Origin of the sequence: Streptomyces sp. NBC_00483, assembly GCF_036013745.1 — a bacterium.
In the GTDB taxonomy this organism is placed as follows: domain Bacteria; phylum Actinomycetota; class Actinomycetes; order Streptomycetales; family Streptomycetaceae; genus Streptomyces.
On sequence record NZ_CP107880.1, the window covers coordinates 1866281 to 1890135 of the forward strand.

The following is a 23855-nucleotide window of genomic DNA, read 5'->3' on the forward strand; positions in this document are numbered from 1 at the left end:
AGGCCCATCACCATGCGTACCGAGACCGTGTCCGGCGGTCCACGCCCGGCGGATGTCAGCGTTCTGCTCGCGGTCCGGAACGGCATGCCCGAGCTCGGCACGTGTCTCAAGTCGCTGGGCCGGCAGACCCTGGCTTCCGAGCGCATGGAAGTGATCGTCGTGGACGACGCGTCCACCGACGCGAGCGCCGGGGAGGCGGAGGCCTTCGCGTCCGGAGCGGGGTGTCCCGTCAGGATCGTCCGCCGCGAAACGGCCGCCGCCGTCCCCGGACTCGTACGCAATCAGGCACTCGCCCAGGCCACCGGACGGTACGTGCTGTTCCTCGGAAGCGCGGACCGTCTCGGCGACGAGGCTCTGGAGCGCATGCTCGCCACGGCGGACCGCGACGACAGCGACGTCGTCGTGGGCAAGGTCGTGGGGGGCGGTCTTCGCGGGTTCGAGAAGCAGGCGTTCAAGGCCAAGCCGGGCGAGGAAGGGGCGCGCGCCCAGGCCCTGCGACACCTCGGGGTCATGAAACTCTTCCGCCGCGAACTGCTGTCCCGAAACGACATCCGCTTCGACGCGTCGCTGTGCGGTGGGGACGACGTCGTCTTCGTGACACAGGCCGTGGCCGCCGCCGACCGGGTCTCCTTCGTGTCCGACTACGTCTGCTGCCGCATCGGGCAGGCTCGCGAGCCGGAGGACGGAGTCGTGCCGTACGCGTGCGACTGCGCGGAACGGTCGCTCCCCTTCTTCCGGGCCGCCGCGGCGGTGGCGAAGCGGGCCCGGAGCCAGGTCGAGACCGAGCGGATGCTGTCGGTCCTGCTCGCGCACCACATCGACGAGATGCTCTCGGTCGTCGACTCCGACGCTTCGTACAACGAACGACAGTCCGCGGTCCTCGAGATGCAGCGCATGCGCCAGGCGTACTGGACCAACGGGGTCGGCAGGAGAGTGGGCCTCTATCCCGGCCTGTGCTCGTTCGCCGCCGCCCGCGGGCTCTTCGACGAGGTCTGCTACCTGGCGGTCAACCGCCGCTTCTCCCACCGTGCCCGGACCGTGGTGGAGGGGAACCGCGTCTACCGCGCGTTCCCGTTCTTCCGGGCCCACCGCGGTCCCGGGAACCTCCTGCCCGACCACGTCTTCGAATGCACCGACCGCCTCAGGGCCAGGGGCGAACTGCTCCAGGCCGTGTTGTCGGGACCGACCAAGGTGGTGCTCTCCGGATTCGGTTACGTGGGGTCCCTGGACAGCTCCAAGTGCACGGTCACCCTGCACCTGCGCAGGCGCGGCGGCGGAGGAGCCCTGGTGCTCCCGGTCGAACCGTCCCCCACACCGTTCCTGACGCGCGAGCGCGGTGACGGCGTGCACGACTACGACGACGCCGGCTGGCGCGCCGAAGTGGACTTCGACCGGGTCGACTGGTCCCGGAAGAAGCACGGTCCGTGGGACTTCTGGGTCATCGTGTCCTCGGCCGGGATGGCCAAGGAGGCACGGCTGAAGGCTCCGGCGAGCGTCGGGAGGGCCCTGGACAACGGCCTTTTCACGGGCAACGACTCGACGCGGGTGCGGGTGTACCGGACCCCTGGCGGCTATCTGGCCTGCGAGATCTCCGCGGCCGCTGGCGGCGGGGGGTCTCGATGACGGTGCCCGGCACACGATCCGCGGAGGGGACGGCGACCGATCCCGAGGAGGACGAGGGGCAGGGGCAGGAGGCCGCCGCGTCCCCGGGGCGTCGGCTGCGGCACGCGCTGCGCTTGTCCGGCCGGTGGCTCATGGCGAACACCCTGCTGCTGGCCCTGCTCGGCGCTTACGTGGCCATGGCCTACGGCGTCGCCACGCTGTCCAAATGGTTCTTCGCGACCGGCATCGTCGTCAGCTACGGCGTCGATCTCGCCCTGCCGTACGTCAAGTCCAACGCTCTGTCGCTGCTGCGCAAGAACCGCTTCGGGCTCACGATGCGTTTCCTCATCCGCCAGCTTCTGCTCATCGGGTTCTTCGGTGAGCTGCCACTCTTTCCCCGCCATGCCACCGCGATCCTGGCCTGCGGGTTCATCTACCTCTTTGTTTTCCTGGTGCTGTACGGGCTGCCTCTGGAGACCGCGAAACGGAAACACCGGATGATCCCGGTGACCGTACGGACCCTGGACCTCGGCGAGGCCATCCCGCCACCGCTCCCCCGCAACCTCGTCTACCGGAGCTACGTCCGCAAGATTCTGTATCTCGACGTCCTGATCTCCGCGGGCGCCACGGGGGCGATCGTCACCGACCAAGTGGCTTTCCTGTACGGGGGAATCGGGGCGCTGGTTCTTGTTTCGTTCGTCGCCATGACCGTCATGCTGCCGCAGGCGGCTCGGGCGCACCGGGTGCCCGAGCGCGAGGATTCGCTCGCCGCGGTCAACCGGGCTCTCGGATACGCCGGTCCCGAGGTGGTCGTGTACTTCAGTTTCGCCTCGGCCACGAGCGACTTCATGTACCAGGTCAACATGTGGCTGCCGGTCCTGAAGAGCACCCGCAGAAGCTGTCTGGTCGTACTGCGTGAACGCCGCTCGATGGAACTCCTCGCCCCCACCGACATTCCCGCCATTTGTGTGCCGAAGGCGGATGACCTGGGCGAGATCGAGCTCCCGCACGCGCGGGTCGTGCTCTATCCCGGAAATGCCGGAAAGAACGTGCACATGCTGGGGCGTGCCGAAATGAAGCATGTCTTCGTCGGCCATGGCGACAGCGACAAGCTCGCCTCCAGCAACCGGGTCAGCAAGACGTACGACGAGATCTGGGTGGCCGGCCAGGCGGGCCGGGAACGGTACCGCCGCCTGCGCGGCTCCATACCCGACGAGGCCATCGTGGAGGTCGGCCTGCCGCAGCTCGACGAGGTCGAACCCGCCGCTCCGCAGGCCAAGGAGCACCCGGCCGTCCTGTACGCGCCGACGTGGGAGGGCTGGACCCGGGAAGGGGACTACAGCTCGGTCCCGGACCTCGGCGTCCGCATCATCACCGAACTGCTCCGGCTGAACCCGGAGGGCCGCATCGTCTACCGGCCCCACCCGATGCTCGGCTATCGCTCCCCGGAAGCGGCCGAGGAGCACCGCAAGATTCTGGCGATCCTGGAAGAGGACAACAAACGGCGGCTCACCGAGAACCCCGGACTCGTGGCGGATGCGACGGTCCTCAAGGAAATGGCCGCGCTGGAGGAACGAATGGCGGAACTCCAGGACCGCAGCCGCGACTCACCCGCGTACCACCTGACCGAACAGGAGCGGGTGGTACGCCAGGAATTCGCCATCTCCCGCTGGTACGAGCTCTTCCCGATGGTCAACAGCCCGCGCCTGCACTTCCACAGCACGGGACGGCTGCCGGGCCTGTTCGCCGTGTTCAATGCGGTCGACGGAATGATCAGCGACATTTCCAGTGTGGTGTCCGACTTCCTGGCCAGCGGAAAGCCGTACTCGCTGTCGAACCCGCGCGACCTTTCGGTGGCCGAGCTGACGGAACAGGTGTCCGTGGCGGGCGCCGCGTATCTCGTGCCCGTGGGCGAGGATCTGGCGGTGGGTGACTTCCTGGAGGCCGTACGGGCCGCGGGCGACGACCGGCTCGCGCAGCGCCGCCGCGTTCTGCGGACATTCGTCCTGGGCGGGCCCGAGGCCCAGAAGCGCTTCACGTACGCGGTGGACGATCTGTACGAGCGGGGAATCAGGACGTTCCCGGCCGGCGAGGTCCCGGTGCCGACGGTGGCCACGCCCTTCAATCAGGAGGACACCGAGCAAGAGGACGTTCCACCGGAGATCCAAGAAGAAATCCCGCCGGACATCCAGGAAGAAATCGAATCAATGCCCACCGCGACACGGGAAGGGGATCTCGGCAATGGTTGACATCAGCGTCATCGTTCCGGTGTACAACGCGGAAACCACCATTGAGCGGTGCATCACCTCCGTGGTGCGGCAGAGCATCGGGGTGGACAGGATCGAGCTCATCGTCGTCGACGACGGTTCCATCGACGCCACCCCTACGGAGCTGAGCAGGCTCGCCGCGCTGCACCCCGTGCTGACCGTGCTGACGATCGACCACCGGGGAAAGCCCGCGGCTGCGCGGAACACCGGGATCGAACACGCCCGCGGCCGATTCCTGTACTTCCTCGACGCGGACGACTGGCTCGGCGAGGAAACGCTGGAACGCACACTCACCCTCGCGGAGCGCGGCGGCGCGGACATCGTCCTGGGGAAGATAGTGGGCGTCGGCGGCCGCAGGCCCGCCACGTCGATGTTCCGGGAGACCGTGACCCTCGGGAACATCTTCGACACGTACGCCTATCGGAACCAGGTCGTCTTCAAGCTCTTCCGACGCGAGTTGATCGACCGGCTCGACCTCCGTTTCGACGAAGAGGCCGGTTACGGCGAGGACATCATCTTCGTGTCGACCGCCTACCTGGCGGCCCGCGATTCCATCGGCATCGTGTCGGACTACGACTGCTACTACTGGACCCGGGCCCAGGGTGACCAGCAGGAGCTGTCCCGTACGTACCAGGCGCCGGAGCGCGTCACCAACATCATCGAGCCCGTCCGGCAGATCCAGGAAGCCGACCTGGACCCGGACCAGCGGGACGCCATGATGTCGCGGCACTTCAAGGACGTGGTCGGCTTTCTGCGTCGCTGGGTGGGGGTGCAGGGCGTACCGGCCTCGGAGGCGGCGTTCGACCGTATCGCCACGGTGATCTCCCCTGTCCTCACCGATGGGGCGCTGCTGCACTGCGATCCGTTCGAGCGGCTGTCGGTCGTGCTCCTCACGAAGCACCGCCGAGATCTCCTCTCCGAGCTCTACACCACGGATCTCGTCTCCCACCGCCCGGCGCAGGCGAAGTTCTCGTCGGGCGGACGGTTCTACGCCGATCTGCCGTATCTGCGCGACGCCGAGGCCGCAGTTCCCGACCTGGTCTACGACGTCACGGACTCGCTCGAGGCCTCCGCCGCGCTGGAATCCGCCTTCCACGACGAGGGCGACTTCGCTCTCACCGGCCGCACGGAGGTGCCGGGCCTGCCGATCCGGGACATGGAATTCCACCTGCTGCTGACGCGACGGGACAGCACCGAGGAGGTCGAGCTCCCCCTCACCCCACTCTCGTACGCCGCCTTCGACCTGATGACCTGGCGCGCGCGAATCCCTCTGACCACCTGCAACGAGGGGTCGATCCTGACGCCCGGGGTCTGGGACGTCTCCCTCGTGGGCCGCCTCGGGGAGGCCACCGTCCGGGGCCGGCTGCACGGCGGCGACCTGGGCAGCCATCGAGTCCCCACCCCCGTCTTCGCGGAGCCCCTGCCCGGATACGGCATGTACGAGGCGGAGATGTACGCGACCTCGCGCGCCCACTACGTCGCCATCGGTGTCGCGGGCCGCCACCGGACGCCGGCCAGGGCCTTCCTGGCCGGCGTGACCTGGAAGGACGACTCCGCGCAGCTCGTCGGAGGTGGCTGGAGCGGCCGGGACAGCACGATGCCGCTGACCGCGAGCGTGGTGCTCTCGGAGCGCGGCACACGCCGGGAGATCGAGCTCCCCACCACCGTCACGGACTTCCCGCCCCTCCTGGACCCCCCGGCCGCCCGCGCCCCGCAGAGTCCCGACGGAGGAGCGGACCGGCCCGCGACGGAGACCCCCTGGGCGCCCCCGGTACCCGACTGGGCCATCGGGTTCACGGCCACGTTCACCGCCGAGCTGCGCGAGGGCCTCGACGGCACGTGGGACTGCTATCTCAGACTGCGGCGCGGCAGGGACCTGCGTGACATCCGCGTCGCGGCACCCACGTACGCGGTCTCCGCCGATCTCCAGCCCTTGACCCGTAAGGCGAAGGCGCTGCACTGCAGCCCGTACGTCACGGACAAGCGCAATGTGAGCCTCCGACTGTGAACCAGCACCACCGTCAGCAGACCCTAAATGCCCGGTTTGACGGGTTAGTTCCAGTTGATGCAGCCTGAGTACATTCGACGATCAGACGGCCGACGACACCCGCAGTGACGCAACGCCTACCACTTGCAGTCTGGGGAACGACGTGAATCAGCAGCACGAAAGCGAACAGCAGACCGGCCGTACCGTCGCCGTCATTCTCGCTGGAGGCACGGGCACCCGGGTCGGCCTCGCCGTGCCGAAGCAGCTGGTGAAGATCGCAGGCAAGACGATCATCGAGCACACCCTGGACATCTTCGAGCGAGCGCCGGGCGTCGACGAAATCGTCGTCCTCATGACGAGCGATTTCGTCCCCACGCTGCAGAAGATCGTGGACGCCGCCGGATACACCAAGGTGAGCCGCGTGATAGCGGGCGGAACCTCCCGCAACGAGACCACACGACGCGCCCTCGGAGCCCTGGGGGCCCAGGCCGGCACTCCCCCCGAGGACAACATGAAGGTCCTCTTCCACGACTCGGTGCGCCCCCTCCTCTCCCAGCGGATCGTCGCCGACTGCATCGCCGCCCTGGACCGCTACGACGCGGTGGACGTGGCCATCCCCTCCGCGGACACCATCGCGCACTGCCGCACCCACGGGACCGACGGCGAGTTCATCACCTCGATCCCCGACCGCACCCGGCTCCGCCGTGGCCAGACACCCCAGGGCTTCCGCCTCGCGACGCTCTGGCAGGCCTACGAGAAGGCCTCCGGCGACCCCAACTTCGAGGGCACCGACGACTGCTCCATCGTGCTGCGCTACCTCCCCGACGTGCCGGTGCACGTCGTACGCGGAGAAGAGCAGAACATGAAGGTCACCCACCCCGTCGACGTGTTCCTCACCGACAAACTGTTCCAGCTCTCCTCCAGCGTCGCTCCCGAGGCCCTGGAAGAGGAGGAGTACCGCAAGCGCCTCGACGGCCGCACGGTGGTGATCTTCGGCGCGAGCTACGGCATCGGGGCGGACATCGCCGACATCGCCCGCAGCCACGGCGCGAAGGTCTTCGCCAACAGCCGCTCGGGAACCGGCACTTACGTCGAGCACCCCGAGCACATCGAACGCGCGCTGACCGAGGCGTACGAGGAGACGGGACGCGTCGACTACGTCGTCAACACCGCGGGCGTGCTCCGCATCGGCAAACTCGCGGAGAGCAGCACAGAGACCATCGAAGAGGCCACGGCGGTGAACTACCTGGCCCCCGTGCACATGGCCCGCTTCGCCCACCGCTACCTGGCCGAGACCAAGGGCCAGCTCCTCCTCTACACCTCCAGCAGCTACACCCGCGGCCGCGGCTCGTACAGCCTCTACTCCTCCGCCAAGGCCGCCACCGTCAACCTCACCCAGGCCCTCGCCGACGAATGGGCCCCCGACGGCATCCGCGTCAACTGCATCAACCCGGAACGCACCGCGACCCCGATGCGCACCAACGCCTTCGGCGACGAACCGTCCTCCTCCCTCCTCACCTCCGAGGCGGTGGCCCAGTCTTCGGTCGACGTCCTGGTGTCACCACTGACCGGCCACGTCATCGACATCCGCCGCCAGGACCCGACACTGAACACGGTGGGCGACGACTTCTACGCGGCGTTGGTGGCCGGGCTCGAGGAGTAGGCGAGGCCTCGGACGTCCGGAAGAGCGATATGAGCAGCCCCCAGCCACAGGCTTCGAACCACGCCCCGCGCGTCTTCGTCGCCGGCGATTCCACCGCTGTCACACGCCCGAACACCCATCTGCCCATGACCGGCTGGGCGCAGGCGCTGCATCTCTTCCTCGCCGACGAGGTGGAGGTCGTCAACTGTGCCCGCGCGCGGTCGAGTTCGAAGAGCTTCCGGGAGCGCGGCCGACTGCGGTGGATCCTCGAACAGCTCGCTCCCGGGGACTACTTCATCGTCGGCTTCGGCCAGATCGACTGGAAGCCGGACCCGGGCCTGCACACCGAGCCGTTCGACGACTTCCAGGAGCACCTGCGCGCCTACATCTGCGGCACCCGGGACGCCCAGGCACATCCGGTGATCCTGCTGCCCTACGAGCGGCGCCGGGTGGACCGCCACTCCAATGTCTCCCGCTTCCTCGGTGACTACCCGCTGGCCATGCGGGAGTTGGCCCGCGAGGAGCACGTTCCCGTCGTCGACCTGTACGGGCAGAGCGTCGCCTGGTGGGAGGAGCTGGGGCCCGAGGACTCGAAGCGGGCCTTCACCTATCTGCGTCCGGGGGAGCCTCTGATGGGGGTCGTCCTGGACGCCGACAATGTGCACGTGCGGCCCGAGGGTGCCATCGAGTGCGCCCGCTTCGTCGCCCGCAGCCTCCTCGAACAAGAAGTGCTCCCCGCCCGCCTTGTGCAGGACCTCGGCCGCCGCACGTTCTCGTACGAGGAGCTGGGCTGGCTGGACGAGGCCACGTACGACCGGCTGACCAAGGAGCGGGTCTCGCGTCGGCCCGCCCCGGAAGGGCACTGACGATGCCTCACGAACTGTGCCGGGGCCGGGTCACGGGACACTCCACCGCCGACGGGGTCGTGTCCGCCGCGGTCTTCTCCTCGGCGGATCCGGAGCTCGGCGTCCGGCCGGGCGAGGAGCTCCATCTGACGCTCTCCGTGTCCTGCGACGAGCACGCGCACCTGGGGTTCGGTTACCTGCTGGCGAACTCGCTCGACGGGGTGGCGACCGTGGCCGGGTTGCAGGACGTCGAGTACTTTCCGCAGCAGGGCTGGTACCGGGTCCGCGCCGAGCGGCAGCAGACCGCCACCGGAAGCGTCACCGTACGGATCGACGACCGGCCGAAGACCCCGCGCCTGCGTCCTGTCCTCGCCGCGACGCTCCGGCTGCCCACCACCGGCGAGCGGATCCGCGTCAAGCGGCTGACCCACGCCGCGCTGCCGATCCGGGCAGCCGACGTCCGCGGCCTGCGCCTCACGACCGACATCGGCGCACCCGTGTCCGTACACCCCTGGGACAGCCGCCCGGACGCGGGTTCCGTGCTGTCGGTGACCCAGCCCGCGCACGGCGTCGTCGAGCACCCGGGAGACGACTGGATCCACTACCGGCCCACGCCCGGGTTCACGGGCTACGACCGGTTCACATACACGGCCGTGGACGCGAACGGCATTACGGCGACCGCCCCGGTCAACGTCTTCGTGGGGGAGCTGGGCCCGACGCCCGGTGTCTTCCCCGTCGAACCACCGGCACCCGCCTTCACCCCCTGGCAGTGGCCCGAACTCACTGGGAGCCTGCCCTGGCCCGGCATCCCGACCAAGGCATCGCACGGCTGAGGAGCCGCACCCCCATGAACGCCAACTCCGCTCCCCCTGTGTCGCTCCCGGACGCGACCGTCGCACTCCGGGTGCAGAACCAGGACGGCCGGCTCGGCGCGTGCCTGGACTCGCTGTTCGCGCAGACATTGGGGACGGACCGGATGCAGATCGTCGCCGTCGACGACGGTTCGTCGGACTCCAGTGGCAGCCTGCTGCGGGAGCTGTCCGCCGACCGGCCAGAGCTGCTCACCGTGGAGCTGCCGCGGCGCGGCGCCACACCCGCCGAGGCCCGCAACACGGCCATCGAGCACACCCGGGGCCGATACGTGATCTTCCTTGACGCCTCCGACCAGTTGGCCCCCGACGCCCTGGAGCGCATGGTCCGGGCAGCCGACCGCAACGAGGCCGATGTCGTCCTCGGCAAGCCCGTCGCGCTGGGCAAGCGATCCGTACCGACGTCGATGTTCCGCAAGAGCAGCACCTACGCCGCCCCTCTGACCAGCAGGGTCTACTGGACCCTCACGCCGGACAAGCTGTTCCGCACCGAGCTGCTTCGCCGGGCCGGTCTCAGCTTCCCCACCGACCTGCGGTTCGGTGAGGACCAGCCGTTCACCGCCGCCGCCTACCTCGCCGCCGACGCGGTGTCCGTCGTGGCGGACGGTCCGTGCGTCCTCAAGGGCTCCCCCGCGCCGCCGGCCGCACCGGTCGGGCCGTCCGACCGGTGCGGCCTGGCCGAGCGGATGATGTCGATGGTCCACTCCCTCGTCCCGGAGGGGCCGGGCCGCGATCGGCTCCTCTCCCGCCACCTGGAAGTGGAACTCGGCAAGGCGACCGGTGCCGCCCTGCTCGCCAGTGACTCCCCCGAAGAGCGACGGCAGACCCTCACGCATGCCGAGTCACTGCTCAACTCCCTTGCCACACCGGGATCGTTGGCCCTGCTGCCACGGCCGCTCGCCGTCCGGTACGCACTGCTCGCCGGGGGCCACCACGAGCACGCGGTACGGATGGCCGAATACTCCGCCGCGGCCGACCGCCCCACGCCGAAGAAGGTGGTGGACGGCGGCAGGGTGTTCGCCGCTCTGCCGTACTTCCGCGATCCCGCTGTGGAGCTTCCCGACTCCGTTTTCGACATCACCGACCAGATGAAGGTGATGATGGAGCTTCAGACGCTCCGGTGGAGCGGGTCGATCCTGCACCTGGAAGGCTTCGCCTTCTTCGACCAGCTGAGCACCGCGAGCCGCCGAACCCATGTCCTCCTGAGACACCGCGACACCGGGACGGAGGAGCGTTACTCCGTCACCGCCCACCGGGACGACAAGCTCGTCAATTCCAAGGGTCGCCCCCGCGCCATGGGCCGGTTCGCCGCACGCGTCAATCTCGCGCAGAGCTCCGACGGCTGGCCGCTCGCGCCCGGCATCTGGGACGTCCTGCTCTCGGTGAGCTTCGAGGGCGTCACCAGGGAAGTCCCGCTGGGCGCGCGGCGCGCCGCTTCGGTGGATGTCGTCTCGCGCCTGCCGCAGGTCCTGGGAGACTCGCCGCGCACCGAAGACCACCAGCTGGTGGCCGTACCGGCATACACGGAGAAGGGTCACCTGATCCTGGAGATCTCGGAACGGCTGCCGCTCCCGCAGCTGGACTGAGGCAGCGGCCGACCCGGCCGGAGCACACGCCGGCGGCATACGCATATGCCTTATATAAGTCCATATAGGTAAAACCGACCGCGTCAGGCGTTGCCGTACCAGACTTCCCCGCCGGCGCACGTCACCCTTCCAACGGACACACCCGTCTCTGGAGGAAGGGCGCCGATGGACCGCAGCAGACGACCGGCCTGGGGGGTGAGGCTGCGGCGGCTCACCCCCGCACTGGCCGTGACCCTCGGCACGGCGATGGGAACGGCCGTCGCGCTCCCGGCCCTGGCCGAAGCACCGTCAGCCACCGCACAGCCGCAGGAGCACACTCGGGCGGCCGCCGCCGCCCAACCGGGAGTTCCCGAGGACCCGACCGTCGTGTACGGCGAGGACTTCGAGAACAATCCGGCCCCGCAGCCCATCAAGCTGACCGACTACACCGGTGGCGCCGCGGCCCAGGGGATGACCTACACGGCGGACGACGCCTGGCTGAACAACTGCAACGGCTGGGTCCTCAACAAGACGGACTCGGACGGCTTCGCCCCCGGCATCCAGGAGTGCGCCGCCAACACCACCAACTGGAACAACCTGCGCAACATCACCGACGCCATCGGGATGTACAACGGCACGGGCAACCCGCCGGACAACCACGCGGTAGCGGCGTACACGTCGGCGGATCCCGGCGCCGACAAGGTGGAGTTCGAAACCGAGCGCCAGATCCCGCTGACCTCGAGAAACCGGTTCCTCACCGCTTCGGTGACCTCGGGTGCATCCGCCTGCTCGGTCTCGGCGCCCGAACTGAACTTCTTCCTGCTCGACGGGGGCACCTCCTACCCGGTCTCCGACAAGCCGATCAATCCCTGCACCGACCCCAAGGCGACGACGTACCCGGCGTCCGAAACCGGCTTCGCCAAAGACATCAACGTCGTGAACAACAGGGCCGACGCCCCGATGATCTACCCCGGCGCCAGCCTGGGCATCCGCATGACGAACGCGAACGGCAGCTACAGCGGCAACGACGCCGCCTTCGACGACATCAAGATCGAGGACGTCACCCCGCACGTCGAGAAGTCGTTCAGCCCGGACGCGGTCGCCGTCGGAGGTACGTCGAAGCTGACGTTCACCGTCACGAACACGTCGGACCTCATGAAGAAGGAGGGCTGGTCGTTCACCGACGACCTGCCCGCCGGGCTGACCGTCGCCGACCCCGCCGGCACCGAGACGACGTGCTCCAACGGTGCGGTCGACACGTCCGCCGGCAGCGGCACCGTGGACTTGAAGGGTGACCTGAAGGAAGGTCAGACCTCCTGCACGCTCAGCGTCGATGTCACCTCCGACCAGGCCGGCTCGTACGAGAACTGCGCCGAGAGCAACATGGCCAACCTGCAAGGTGTGAACCCGCAGGGCTGCGCCCTCGTTGTGTTCGACAAGCCCAGCTACACCCTGTCCAAGACATCGACCCCGGCCGACGGCAGCACGCTCTCCCAGGGCGACACGGTCGAGTACTCGGTGAAGGTGGAGAACACCGGCGACGTGCCGGTCGACGCCACCGCCAACGACGATCTGAGCGATGTCCTGGACGACGCGAAGTACAACGGGGACGCGAAGGCCAGTACCGGTGATGTGTCGTACGACGACCCGAACCTGAAGTGGTCCGGGACCCTCGATCCCGGTGAGACGGCGACCATCACCTATTCGGTCACCGTCGAGGCCTCGGACGGGAGCAACGCCCACCTGGGCAACGCGGTGACGGGCAACGACTACTCGAACTGCGACACCGGCACGGAAGACGGCTGCAACGACCAGCACGACGTCATGGACCTGGACATCACCAAGTCCGCCGACACCGCCACGGCCAAGGCCGGCGACAAGGTCACGTACACGGTGAAGGTCACCAACCACAGCGCCGACGACGTCAGTGGCGCCGAGGTCAGCGACGATCTGAGCGGGGTTCTCGACGACGCCGCGTACAACGGGGACGCCACGGCCTCCTCCGGTTCGGTGTCGTACGACGATCCGAACCTGAAGTGGTCCGGTGACATCCCGGCCGGCGAGACGGTGACGATCACGTACTCCGCCACGGTCAACAGCCCGGACAAGGGCGATCACCAGCTGACCAACACGGTCACAGGGCCCGGCGATTCGAACTGCGCGAAGGGTTCGGACGACACGGACTGCCAGACCCTCGTCCCGGTCGCTGAGCTCCAGATCGCCAAGACCTCCGACGCCGACAAGGTCAAGCCCGGTGACAAGGTCACGTACACGGTGACGGTCAAGAACGTCGGCGAGGCCGACTACGACGGGGCCACGCTCACCGACGACATGTCGAACGCGCTCGACGACGCCGTCTACAACGGCGACGCCGCCACCGACACCGGTGACGTCTCCTACGACGCGCCGAATCTCACCTGGTCCGGCGACCTGCCCTCCGGTCAGACCGCGACGCTGACCTACTCGATGACCGTCAAGGACCCGATCACCGGCAACGGCACACTCGCCAATGCGGTGGTCGGCCCCGACGGCTCGAACTGCGCGGCCGGCTCGGACGACCCCGCCTGCGGCACGAGCGCCGAGGTCACCCCGGACAACTCGGGCGGCGAACTCCCGGACACCGGGCCTTCGACCGGCACGCTGATCGCGGCGCTGGCGTCCGTGTTCCTGCTGGGGCTCGGTGTGCTGCTGACGACGGCTGTGCGTCGGTCGCGGAAGTGATCACGACTCTCACCGGCTGACGGCGACAACCGACAGCCAATAGCCGATAGCCGATAGCCGATAGCCGATAGCCGAACAGCGTCGTACGACGTCGGTGGGGCCGCCCTCTTTCCGGAGGGCGGCCCCACCGACGTTTGCGGAGACACCTGGGCGTCGACACAGGCGCGGCGCCGCTGTCAGCAGTCCTCCAACACTCCTTGGATCAACTCCGCAGCCCGCCCCGCCCCTCCCTCCGCATGGAACCGCCGCCCCATCCCCGCGGCCGCTCCGCTCATCCCCGCATCCCCCAACACCCGCTCCACCGACGCCCGCAGCGCAGCAGCCGGTACGGGGCGGTGGGACAGGGGCTGGCGGAGGACCACCGCCGCGCCGCGTTCCGCGACGGCTCGGGCGATCAGCAGTTGTTCCACCTGTTGCGGGACGACCACCAGAGGTACCCCGCAGTGGAGGGATTCGAGCGCGCTGTTCATGCCGCCGTGGGTGACGAACACCGATGCCTCGCGCAGGACCGCGAGTTGAGGGACCGTGCGGCGGGCGAGGGTGTTCGGCGGTGTGGGCCCCAGGTCGGCCGGGTCGACTCCACTGCCGGTGGCGAGGACCACGCGGACGGGGAGGTCTCCGAGCGCGGCGCAGCAGGTACGGAAGAAGGACGCGCCGCCGTCGTGCAACGTCCCCAGCGAGACCAGGACGACCGGCTGTCCGCCCGACAGATGGGCGGAGAGCTCGGGGTCCAGCGGTGTGGATACGGCGTCCGGGGTGGTGGTCGGGCCGGTGAAACGGCAGCTGGAGTCCAGGCGCGGGTCGGGTGACTGGAGTTCCTCGGGGATCGGGAACAGCGTGAGGTCGCCGCGCAGCGGCAGCATCGGCGAGGGCGGGACGGCGGCCGTTCCGAACTCCTTGACCAGCGCGCGCCGGGCCCGCAGCGCGGCGGGCATGTCGCGCAGGGTCGGCCCGATGGCCGTCAGGTTCTCCCGCACCGTGAGGGCCTTCACCGCACCGGCTCCGACGAGGAACGTCGTCATGAAGGAGACCGTGGGCAGGCCCAGGGTGGTGGCGGCCAACCGGCCCCAGAGCGCGTTCGAGTCGTGCATCAGGGCCGACGGGCCAAGCGATTTGGCCTGTTCGACGACGAACGGGACGAGCGCCGAACACGCCCTCAGGACCTTCACCACCACCCCCACACTGCTGCCGGCCCTGGTGGCCTCCGCGATGTCACGGGACGTCAGCACACCCTCGGGATACGGCACGAACCCCGCACCCGTGCCCCGGATGCGGTCCTCGAACTCGGCGTCGCACAGGTACACGGCGTCGACGCCGGCGCCGACGAGCTCGGTGACGACGGGAAGGGTGGGATTGACGTGTCCCGCGGCCGGCATGCCCGCGATCAGCAGAGTGGTCATGGAATCGACCATAGACATGGACACCGTGAGACACCGTGGTCCGCTAGACCGGCGTCAAGGGATGATGAGGGGCATGGAGTTGAGCGGGGACAAGGTTCTTCTGCGGCCAGTGGCCGGCGGCGAGGCGGAGATTCTTGCCGGGATCGTGCGCGAACCGGAGGTCGCGGCGTGGTGGCCGCCCCCGGACGGCTACGAGGGCATGCTCGTCGTCGTCCACGAGGGGGAGGTCATCGGCGCGATCCAGTTCGACGAAGAGAACGACCCGGAGTTCCGCCGCGCCGGCATCGACATCTTTCTGACGGCGCGGCAGCACGGGAAGGGGCTGGGGGCCGACGCGGTGCGCACGCTGGCCAGGTGGCTGGTGCGGGAGCGCGGTCATCACCGGCTGACCATTGATCCCGCCGCGGCCAACACCGTCGCGATCCGCAGTTACCGCAAGGTCGGCTTCAAGCCCGTGGGGGTCATGCGGGCGTACTGGCGCAACCATCGGACGGGTGTCTGGGAGGACGGGCTGCTCATGGATCTGCTGGCCGAGGAGTTGACCTGACCGGCTCGGTCCGGGGCAGCGGCAGGTACGCGCCCTTCGCCAGGATGCGGTCGATCTCGCGCCCCTCGGTCACGGTCACCCGCTTGTGCGGGAGGGGCACGCCCACCATGTGTGCCAGGCGGCGGAGTTGGAGGTCCACGGCCGCTTCGCAGGCGAGGCAGAAGTCGTCGGCTCCGCGGCGTCCCTGGGACCAGCCGAGAAGGATCAGAGTGAGGGCGACGGCCGCGGCCGGCCACCAGAACAGCGCGAGCGCGGCGTAGGGCAGCGCCCAGGCGACGCGGACCGTGGCGGCGGCGTACTCGTCCCACGCCGCGGTGACGATCTTGGGGCTGCGCAGGTCGTGGAGTTGCCACAGCCTGGGCCACACCCTGGCGAGCGAGATGCCGTACTGCGCGGCGACCCGCTCGTCCACCAGGGCGAAACGGTCGCCGATCCAGGTGGCCCGGGAGGGCAGATAGCGTTCGGGCACGGCGTAGCCGCCCTGACGGGCCGCGTCCAGCGCCATCCGTCGGCGGCGTTGCGTGCCAGGGGTCATGACGCGGCGCAGGGCGTTGGAACGTCCCGTCCAGAGTCGGTGCACGGCGAGGCTCAACTCCCGTACGAGGAGCGCCGTTACGACGACTCCGCCGATGAACAGGCAGCCGATCACCGCCCCCTTGGTGCTCGTGGCGGTGTCGCCGAGCGCGTCCAGGCGTCGTACGAGGATGTCGACGTCGAGTGCGTGGGCCGCGCCGGAGGGTGTCATCGCCCAGGCGACGAGCACGGCCGCCGCGAACGGCACGCCGGGCAGGATCAGGAAGGCGAACCAGCGATCGGCGATGCGTTTGCCCAGCTCCGTGAGGATGCCGTCCATCAGCCACCGTCCTGCGGAGGCATGAGCGCCCCGTCGATGTGGCAACGCGGCTCGGAGGCGTCCGCGTTGCGCCCCCGGGCGGGGCAGCGGCCGCTCGGGCAGCGGAACCACTCGACGACGGGCCGCTCCTGCCAGGAGTCCGCGGCCGGGAGCCCCGAGGAACGGTGGCCGTCGCGCCGGAGGTCGAGCGCGCGGAGCGCTTCGGCGGCGGACTTGCCCGCGCGGACCTCGGCGACCTCCCGGTCCAGCGCGGCCCGCCACGCGAACCGGTCGGCCTTCTCCCGCAGTTCGGGCAGGTGGGCGCAGAGCCATGCGAGGGCGGCCTGGTCCGTGTCGACGGCGCCTGTCGCCTCGGCGGAGCCTGTCGCGTCGACGGCGCCTGTCCCGTCGGCGGCGCCTGTCCCGTCGGCGGCGGCGCGGGCGGCCGTGTTGTCCGGCCTGCGGTGCCAGGGCCAGCGGTCGCGGATGGGCATGGGTGGCGCTCCTCTAGGGTCCGATGTGCAGCAGGGAGGACCAGACGTCCACGTTGCGTGGGGCGGCCTGGCGCAGGGTCTGTGCCGCGTTGTGCACGGCCTGGGCGGCGAGCCTGCTGTCGGGCGGGCCGTGCTCGGCGAGCGTCCGGTACACCTCGCGCGCGGCGTCGAGCGCCCTGTCGCTGTCGACCTCCCACAGGGTGCCCACCACGTGCGTGTACGACTGCAGGTGGAGGAGGGCTGCGAGGTGGATCGCCTCGTCGTACGCGCGCGGGTCAGGGGCGGCGGTGCTGCACGCCGACAGATAGCAGAACTCGGCGCTGGGAAGACCGAGGTCGGCCAGTTGGTCGAGGGAGACCACGCCGTCGGCCACGGCCAGTCCCGCGGCGTCGGCGTGGCAGGCGAAGTGCGCCCAGCGGGCGTCGCACAGCCGCGTGAGGACGTCGTCGACGTGTGCGGGGTCGAGCGGCACCGCGTCGGGGAAGTGGCGCAGGAACTCGGCGGATTCCTGGGCCACTTGCGGCAGATCGGGCCGGTCGGGGGTCTGCGGTGCGGCGACGACGAGCCGGCCGCGGGCCGTCACGGTGCGCTCGGCGGACCGCAGCAGCGCGCCGATGGTGGGGGTGTAGGAGGAGACGACCTCGTCGAGCAGGGCGGGGCCATCGGGATCGCCGGGACCGCCGGGACCGCCGGGACCGCCGGGACCGCCGGGACCGCCGGGGCCACCGTGCTGTCCGGCCGCGTGGATCGGCAGGGCGGTGAAGGGGCCGGTGGGGCACCACCAGATCCGCCGGTCGGCCTTGAGGTGGGGCGTCAGGGCCGCCAGTACGGGCACGGCGAGGTCGTCCCACAGTCGCGGCGCGATGACGTTGAGCATGGCCTGGTGGCGGCCGTCCGGATCGGCGGACTGCCGGGCCCACTCGACGAGTTCGTCGTGGTCGAGCCGGTCGAGCGGCACGAGGAGGGGTTCGTCCCGGTCGGCCAGTAGGATGATGGCGTCGCAGCGCAGCGGGCCGGCGTTGAGCACCACGACGGGGCCGCGCTCTGCGGCTCTCGCCAGCTCCCGATAGCCGGCCCGCTCCGACTCCCTTAGTTGAGCGGCGAGTTGCTCCCATTCTCTGCCCAGACGGATACGCCGCTCCACGTCGGCGCCCGTCCGGTCGTCGGGGCGCCCGCCCGCCTCGTCGCCGGGCATGTCGAGCTCGGCACGGATCTCGGCGAGGCGGCGCGCCAGGTCGGGATCCGCGGCGCGGGCCGCCTCAACTCCCGTACGCAGCCGGGCCAGTTGGCCCCACATGACGGCTCGGCCGTGCTCCAGGACCTCGACCGCGTACGCCACCCGGCCCTCGGCGATCGCGGCCGCGGCGGCGGCCGTCGACACCCCCTGCCAGCGGCTGAGCAGCCACCGCTGGTCGTCGCGGCGCAGCCCGATCCAGGCCATCTGCGGCAGGAGTTCGGCCGCCGCCCCGTATCCCTCGACCGACAGCGGTCCTCCGGAGCCGAGTTCACCGAGGCCGACGGCGGCGGCCAGCCGGGTCTGCAACGGCGACGAGGAGTCGCCGACCGCCTCGCGCAGGCACTGCGCGGCCGCGTCGCGCTCGCCCGATACGTCCAGCGCGCGGGCCCTGACCGTCAGGCACACGGCGTGCAGCGGGTGGCCGGGGCCACGCTCCGCCACCAGACGGTCCGCCAACTCCCGCGCCTCGTCGAGGTCTTGGCGGTCGCCGTCCCGGTCGAACCGTTCGAGCAGCGCCTCGACCGTGCCCGGGTCGGGGTCCCCGCTCCGCCCCTCCCCCACGGCCGCCGCCAGCGCCGCCGGGTCGGCCGTGGCGCGATATCTGATCAGCTCCAGCTCGACGAGGCGGGCCCGCGCCCTGGCCGGATCCCGGTCGGACACCTGCCTGACCAGGGCGAGGGCCCGTTCGAGGTCGGCCCGGTCCGCACGCAGCTCGTAGCGGTCCTTGAGTGCCCAGGCCAGTGTCAGGAAGACGACGGGCCAGTCGGTCAACGTGAGCCAGAACCAGCGGTGCGGCTTTGCGGCGAGAGGGTCGAGGACGTCGATCGCCCGGTCCAGGTTGACCGCGGCCCCGGTCCACTCGTAGCGGAGGATGAAGGCCCGAGCCACGTTCACCTCCGCCGCGGGCCGCCCCACCATGAACAGGACCCGGTCCATCACGTGCCGCGGCGAAGCCTCCAGAGCCGCCGGGCCGTCGCGCAGCAGATCGTCCAGCACGGTGTCGCTGCCCTGGTCCGCCAGCAGGTCGATGAACGCCTCCGCGCGCACAAGACCTGCCAGGGAATCGAAGTCGCGCACGGTGTCCGTCCGGAACACCTCGGCCCGCCGCGCCACGTCGCGCAGGGCGTCCTGCCGCCCGGCACCGGGCCCCGAGGACGCGTTCTTGGCCCGGAACAGGCGGAGTAGCAGCACCATCGTCCCGATGCCCCGAACAACGAGCCACGGCACGTACACCAGCATGGCGACCGCCAGCACGGACCCCATGGTGGCACCGAGGAAGACCGCGGTCGGCGGATCCCGGAGGACAGCGGCGATGACATCGCCCTGAGCGAGATAGGGCACGCCGAGCAGTACCGCCCACAGCCCCAGGACGGCCAGCACGTTCAGCGGCCGCCGCACGGCCTCGCGCCATGCGTACCCCACCAACTGCCGTTGCTCGAAAGCCCAGTTGACCGCGAGCACGAGGACCGCCAGGCAGCCCACTCCCAGGAGCAGGAACACGTAGGGCATCAGCGGTGAGTCGGGCGCGTACCGATGCAGCTGCCCCGTGTCCAGGTAGAGCCAGCCGCCTCGGGCCGGATCGAAGAGGGCGTTGCGCTCGGCGTCGTAGACGGACGTGTCGTGCGGCCCGGACCGGAACAGCCGGTGCCGCGCCACGCGCTGTCCCCACACCCCACCCAGCACTGCGGCACCCGCAGCCAAAACCCCCACGGCGATCAGCCGCTTCCCCCTTGCCACGGGAGGGATGATACGGCGCGGGCAAGGGATCCGTTGGCACAGTTGAAACAACAGGTCAGGGACAAATGAAACAACCGGTCGGGAACAAATCGGTCACCCCGGGAACAGCCGACCCGTCCCGCGCGGTTGCATCTGCCGAGGGCGCGGCACGACTGCCGCCGCGCCCTCCTACCAGACGTGTTTTCGCAGGAGGCCCCTTTCATGTCCGACCGACCCTTGACGCTCATGGCCGTGCACGCCCACCCCGACGACGAGGCCACCAGCACCGGAGGGGTCCTCGCGCGATATGCGGCGGAAGGCATCCGCACGGTGCTCGTGACCTGTACCGACGGCGGTTGCGGTGACGGGCCGGGGGGCGTCAAGCCCGGCGAACCCGGGCACGATCCGGTGGCCGTCGCCAAGATGCGCCGCCAGGAGCTCGAGACGAGCTGCGAGGTCCTGAAGATCAGCGACCTGGAGACGCTGGACTACGCCGACTCCGGGATGATCGGCTGGCCGAGCAATGACGCGCCCGGATCCTTCTGGCAGACCCCCGTGGAGGAGGGCGCCGCCCGTCTCGCGGAGCTCATGCGCCACTACCGCCCCGATGTGGTCGTCACCTACGACGAGAACGGTTTCTACGGCCACCCCGACCACATTCAGGCCCACCGCATCACGATGGCGGCGGTGGAGATGACCGACCTGACACCGAAGGTGTACTGGACGACGATGCCCCACTCGGGCATGCAGCGGTTCGGCGAGATCATGCGCGAGTTCAATGAGGACATGCCGGAGCCGGACCCGGCCGAGGCCGCCGCACTGGCCGACATCGGCCTTCCCGACGACGAGATCACGACGTGGGTCGACACCACCGCGTTCAGCGACCAGAAGTTCGACTCCCTGGCCGCGCACGCCAGCCAGGGCGAGAACATCTTCTTCCTCAAGATGGGCAAGGAGCGGTTCGGCGAGCTGATGGGCCTGGAGACCTTCGTCCGCGTCAAGGACACGACCGGGGCGGCCCTGCCCGAGAAGGACCTCTTCGCCGGACTGCGCTGATCCACCCGTCCGGGCGGAGCCCGAAGGCGCCGCCCGGACCGTTGTCCTCAGCTCCCGGACGGCTCCGCCACCTGCGAGCCCCCGGGCACCTCCGCCCCGTCGCGGGTCCCCGCCGCGTACAGATCGCGGCGGAAGGACTCCCGGATCGTATAGACCGCGATGAAGGTCAGGACGGAGAGCAGGAGGATGTACGCGGAGACCGACCAGGAGGAGCCCGTCGCGGCCAGCATCGCGGTCATCAGGAAAGGGGCGAGGCCGCCGGCGAGCACCGAGGCGGTCTGGTAGCCGAGGGACGCGCCGGAGTAGCGCACCTCCGCGGGGAACATCTCGGCGTACAGCGCGGCCTGCGGCCCGTACATGGTGGCGTGGATCGTGAAGCCGATCAGCAGGGACAGGAAGGTCAGCGGCGCCGATCCCGTGTCGATCAGCCAGAACAGGGGGAAGGCGAAGAGGCCCATGAGCGCCGCGCCCGTGAGGTAGAGCTTGCGGCGGGACCAGCGGTCCGAGAGCGCCCCGAAGAGCGGGATCGTGACGATCTGCGTGGCGCCGGCGCCGAGGACGCAGAGCAACGTGGTGGTGCGGGAGAGCCCGGCGTGGGTGGTGCCGTAGTCGAGCATGCCGCTGATCAGGATGTAGAACGTGGCGTTCACGACGAAGAAGGCGCCGGACGCCTGGAGGATGGCCCGCCAGTGGTGCCGTACGGCCTGGCGCAGTGGGGACTTTTGGGCCCCGGCGGTGTGCTCGGCCTGCGCCGACCGGTCGCGCATGGCCCGGAAGACCGGCGAGTCCTCGATCTTCAGCTGAACGTAGAGGCCGACGGCGACCAGGGCGAGGCCGGTGACGAAGGGGATCCGCCAGCCCCAGCTGGTGAACGCCGAGTCGGACAGGGTCGCGGTGAGCAGCAGGAAGACGGCGTTGCCCGCGACCGCGCCGATGATGGCGCCGGTCTGGACGAGGCTGCCGTAGAAGCCGCGCCGTTCCACGGGTGCGTGCTCGGTGAGGAGCAGCGCGGCGCCGCCCCACTGGGCGCCGACGCCGAGTCCCTGGATCAGGCGGAGGAACACGAGCAGGACGGGTGCCCAGGTGCCGACGGTGGCGTACGTGGGGAGCACACCGACGCCGAACGTCGCGACGCCCATCACCACGAGCGCCCCCACCAGCGGCGGTTTGCGCCCGAACCGGTCGCCGAGGTGGCCTGCGACGATCCCGCCGAGCGGCCGCGCGACGAAGCCCACGGCGAAGGTCGCGAAGGAGGCCAGGGTTCCGGCGATGTCGCTGAAGGAGGGGAAGAAGAGATCGCCGAGGACGAGCGCCGCGGCGGTGGCGTAGATGAGGAAGTCGAACCACTCCAGCGCCGTGGAGAGCACGGCCGCCCCCGCGAGTCGGCGCATTCCGTTGCTGGTCACCGCTGTTCGCCTCCTGTCAGGAGCTGCTGAGCCTGTTCGCGGAGCGCGGCGGCCCGGATCTTGGTGCCGTTCGTGCCCGAGGTGGTGGGCATGCGGTCCAGTACGTGCACGGCCGCCGGGACCTTGAAGCGGGCCAGGCCCTGCGCACACCATTCCCGGAGCCCCTCGGGCCCGGTGGGTGTGTCGAGGACGACGAAGGCGACTGCCTGCGGGGCGCCGTCCTCGCCGCGCGCGCCGACGACCTTCGCGGTCCGTACGGCGGTGTGTGCGGCAAGACGCTGCTCGATCTCCGCCGGGTCGACGAGGAAGCCGCGCAGCCGCAGCACGTCGCCCATCCGGCACACGTACTCGACGGCCCCGTCCTCCGCGAGCGTCGCCAGGTCCCCGGTGCGGAACCATCCGTCGGCGGTGAAGGCGCGCTCGGCGGCCTCCGGGTCACCCAGGTAGGCATCGACCACGTTGGGGCCGCGCAGCTGCAACTCGCCCTGGGCGCCGGGCCGTACGGGGTCGTCCGTCTCCGGGTCGACGACCCGTACGGCGATGTCCGGTGACACCGGACGGCCGCCGCCGAGCCAGCGGCGCGGCGCGGGTTCGCCGGGCGGCCAGCACAGGGCGAGGGCGAACACCTCCGAGGAGCCGTACACACCGGAGGTGTGAGTCCCGAACTCCTTCTGCGCCCAGGCCGCGATGTCACGGGTGCGGCCGAGGAAGTCGGCCATGCCGAGCCAGCGCAGGGTGGAGAGGTCCCGCGGTGCGCGCCGCCAGGCGTCGACGAGCCGGGAGACCATGTCGTCGCCGCCCACGAGATGGGTCACCCCGTGCCGGGCGAGACCAGCGAGGGCCGTGTCCTCCTGGAAGACCGGTTCGAGCAGGCAGGCGGCGCCTCCTGCGATCGCGGCCATGGCGGTGGTGAAGCCGAAGGTGCCGGAGAGCGGGAGGATGCAGCCGACGACGTCGCCGTCGTCGATGCCGAGGGCTCGGGCGTCGGCCTCCGCGTGGGCGACGACGGCGGACTCGCGGTGCGCGGCGAGTTTGGGTCGGCCCGTGGAGCCGGAGGTGGTGAAGGCGACGGTGAGTTCGTCTCCGGTGGGCGGGGGCACGGCAGTGGTGTGTCCGGTGTGCGCGGGGGTGCCTTCGGTGTGCGCGGGCGCCGCAGTGGTGTCTTCGGCGGTACGGGGTGTCCAGGCGCCGGCGCCCATGTCGTACGCGGAGGGGTCGGCCGGCGGGTCGGTGTCAGGGCCCGGGACGACGGCGACCACGGGGGTGGGCGCGGTGGTGCGGGGCAGGGCGCGGCGGAGGATGCCGGCCAGGTCGAGGCCGTGGAAGTCGTGTGCGAGGGCGAGGACCTTGGGCCGGGCCCGGTCGAGTACGTGCACCAACTCGTCGACGTTGTAACGGGTGTTGACCCCGATGACGTGCGCTCCGAGGCCGGCGGCGGCGAACTGCCAGGCCAGTGCGGACGACCAGTTCGGCAGCCAGACCGCCACGCAGTCGCCCCGGCCGACACCGACGTCGGCGAGTTCCGTACGGAGCCGGGCGGCGCGCACCTGGAACTCCCGGCGGGTGACGGCCGCCCGCTCGCCGCCGGCCCCCGCGTCGATGGCGAATACGGCGTCGGGGTCGCGGTCCACGAGTCCGGACAGGAGGTCGGTGAGGGTGGTCATCGGAG

General features: G+C 70.1%; 16 protein-coding genes. 10 read left to right on the plus strand and 6 right to left on the minus strand.

Translation table 11 applies throughout. The features are described from left to right. Positions 1-12 precede the first annotated feature (12 nt). From OHA73_RS08070 to OHA73_RS08105, 8 genes are all read left to right on the plus strand, one after another. A complete protein-coding gene (locus OHA73_RS08070; RefSeq protein ID WP_327654675.1) occupies positions 13-1623 on the plus strand; it encodes a glycosyltransferase family 2 protein in 1611 nt (536 codons plus the stop codon). Positions 1624-1625: 2 nt separating this feature from the next. Then, on the plus strand, positions 1626-3851 hold the full coding sequence (locus OHA73_RS08075; RefSeq protein ID WP_266715934.1) for a hypothetical protein: 2226 nt from the start codon (positions 1626-1628) through the stop codon (positions 3849-3851). Next, positions 3844-5877: a glycosyltransferase family 2 protein gene (locus OHA73_RS08080; protein WP_266715933.1), complete on the plus strand. Its 2034-nt coding sequence runs from the start codon at positions 3844-3846 to the stop codon at positions 5875-5877. Before OHA73_RS08075 ends, OHA73_RS08080 begins: the two co-directional genes overlap by 8 nt. Positions 5878-6019: 142 nt before the next feature. Further along, positions 6020-7519 carry a bifunctional cytidylyltransferase/SDR family oxidoreductase gene (locus OHA73_RS08085; protein ID WP_266715932.1) on the plus strand — a complete coding sequence of 500 codons (1500 nt, stop codon included), beginning with the start codon at positions 6020-6022 and terminating at the stop codon, positions 7517-7519. 29 nt (positions 7520-7548) lie between these two features. Further along, the gene (locus tag OHA73_RS08090; RefSeq protein ID WP_327654676.1) at positions 7549-8364 is read left to right on the plus strand and encodes a rhamnogalacturonan acetylesterase; all 816 of its coding nucleotides are present in this window, start codon (positions 7549-7551) and stop codon (positions 8362-8364) included. 2 nt (positions 8365-8366) lie between these two features. Continuing rightward, entirely contained in the window at positions 8367-9176 is an 810-nt protein-coding gene (locus OHA73_RS08095) for an Ig-like domain-containing protein (RefSeq protein WP_327654677.1), read from the plus strand. A gap of 14 nt (positions 9177-9190) precedes the next feature. Beyond that, positions 9191-10798 (plus strand): glycosyltransferase family 2 protein, encoded by a 1608-nt coding sequence (locus tag OHA73_RS08100; protein WP_327654678.1) that lies wholly within the window; start codon positions 9191-9193, stop codon positions 10796-10798. A gap of 165 nt (positions 10799-10963) precedes the next feature. Further along, positions 10964-13498 carry a DUF7927 domain-containing protein gene (locus tag OHA73_RS08105; RefSeq protein WP_327654679.1) on the plus strand — a complete coding sequence of 845 codons (2535 nt, stop codon included), beginning with the start codon at positions 10964-10966 and terminating at the stop codon, positions 13496-13498. A gap of 176 nt (positions 13499-13674) precedes the next feature. Here the strand turns inward: OHA73_RS08105 and OHA73_RS08110 are convergent, their stop codons facing one another. After that, a complete protein-coding gene (locus OHA73_RS08110; protein ID WP_267071483.1) occupies positions 13675-14898 on the minus strand; it encodes a macrolide family glycosyltransferase in 1224 nt (407 codons plus the stop codon). A 73-nt stretch (positions 14899-14971) separates the two neighbouring features. Between OHA73_RS08110 and aac(6') the strand changes: the two genes are divergently transcribed. Next, entirely contained in the window at positions 14972-15445 is a 474-nt protein-coding gene (gene aac(6'), locus OHA73_RS08115) for an aminoglycoside 6'-N-acetyltransferase (RefSeq protein WP_267071482.1), read from the plus strand. On the opposite strand, the gene OHA73_RS08120 is transcribed toward aac(6'), so the two are convergent. Genes OHA73_RS08120 through OHA73_RS08130 form a run of 3 tightly spaced genes read right to left on the minus strand, consistent with a single transcriptional unit; the run spans position 15414 to position 19745 of the window. After that, positions 15414-16298 carry a hypothetical protein gene (locus OHA73_RS08120; protein ID WP_267071481.1) on the minus strand — a complete coding sequence of 295 codons (885 nt, stop codon included), beginning with the start codon at positions 16296-16298 and terminating at the stop codon, positions 15414-15416. The two genes, aac(6') and OHA73_RS08120, sit on opposite strands and share 32 nt — an antisense overlap. Further along, positions 16298-16771: a hypothetical protein gene (locus OHA73_RS08125; RefSeq protein WP_267071480.1), complete on the minus strand. Its 474-nt coding sequence runs from the start codon at positions 16769-16771 to the stop codon at positions 16298-16300. The genes OHA73_RS08120 and OHA73_RS08125 overlap by 1 nt, the downstream gene beginning before the upstream one ends. 13 nt (positions 16772-16784) lie before the next feature. Then, entirely contained in the window at positions 16785-19745 is a 2961-nt protein-coding gene (locus OHA73_RS08130; protein WP_327654680.1) for a CHAT domain-containing protein, read from the minus strand. 201 nt (positions 19746-19946) lie between these two features. Here OHA73_RS08130 and OHA73_RS08135 point away from each other — a divergent pair, with 201 nt between their 5' ends. Then, positions 19947-20780, plus strand: coding sequence for a PIG-L family deacetylase (locus OHA73_RS08135; RefSeq protein WP_327654681.1), 834 nt, complete (start codon positions 19947-19949; stop codon positions 20778-20780). A gap of 47 nt (positions 20781-20827) precedes the next feature. On the opposite strand, the gene OHA73_RS08140 is transcribed toward OHA73_RS08135, so the two are convergent. Continuing rightward, entirely contained in the window at positions 20828-22186 is a 1359-nt protein-coding gene (locus tag OHA73_RS08140; RefSeq protein ID WP_323179629.1) for an MFS transporter, read from the minus strand. Then, positions 22183-23850, minus strand: a complete 1668-nt coding sequence (locus OHA73_RS08145; RefSeq protein WP_327654682.1) for an AMP-binding protein — start codon at positions 23848-23850, stop codon at positions 22183-22185. The genes OHA73_RS08140 and OHA73_RS08145 overlap by 4 nt, the downstream gene beginning before the upstream one ends. Positions 23851-23855 lie beyond the last annotated feature (5 nt).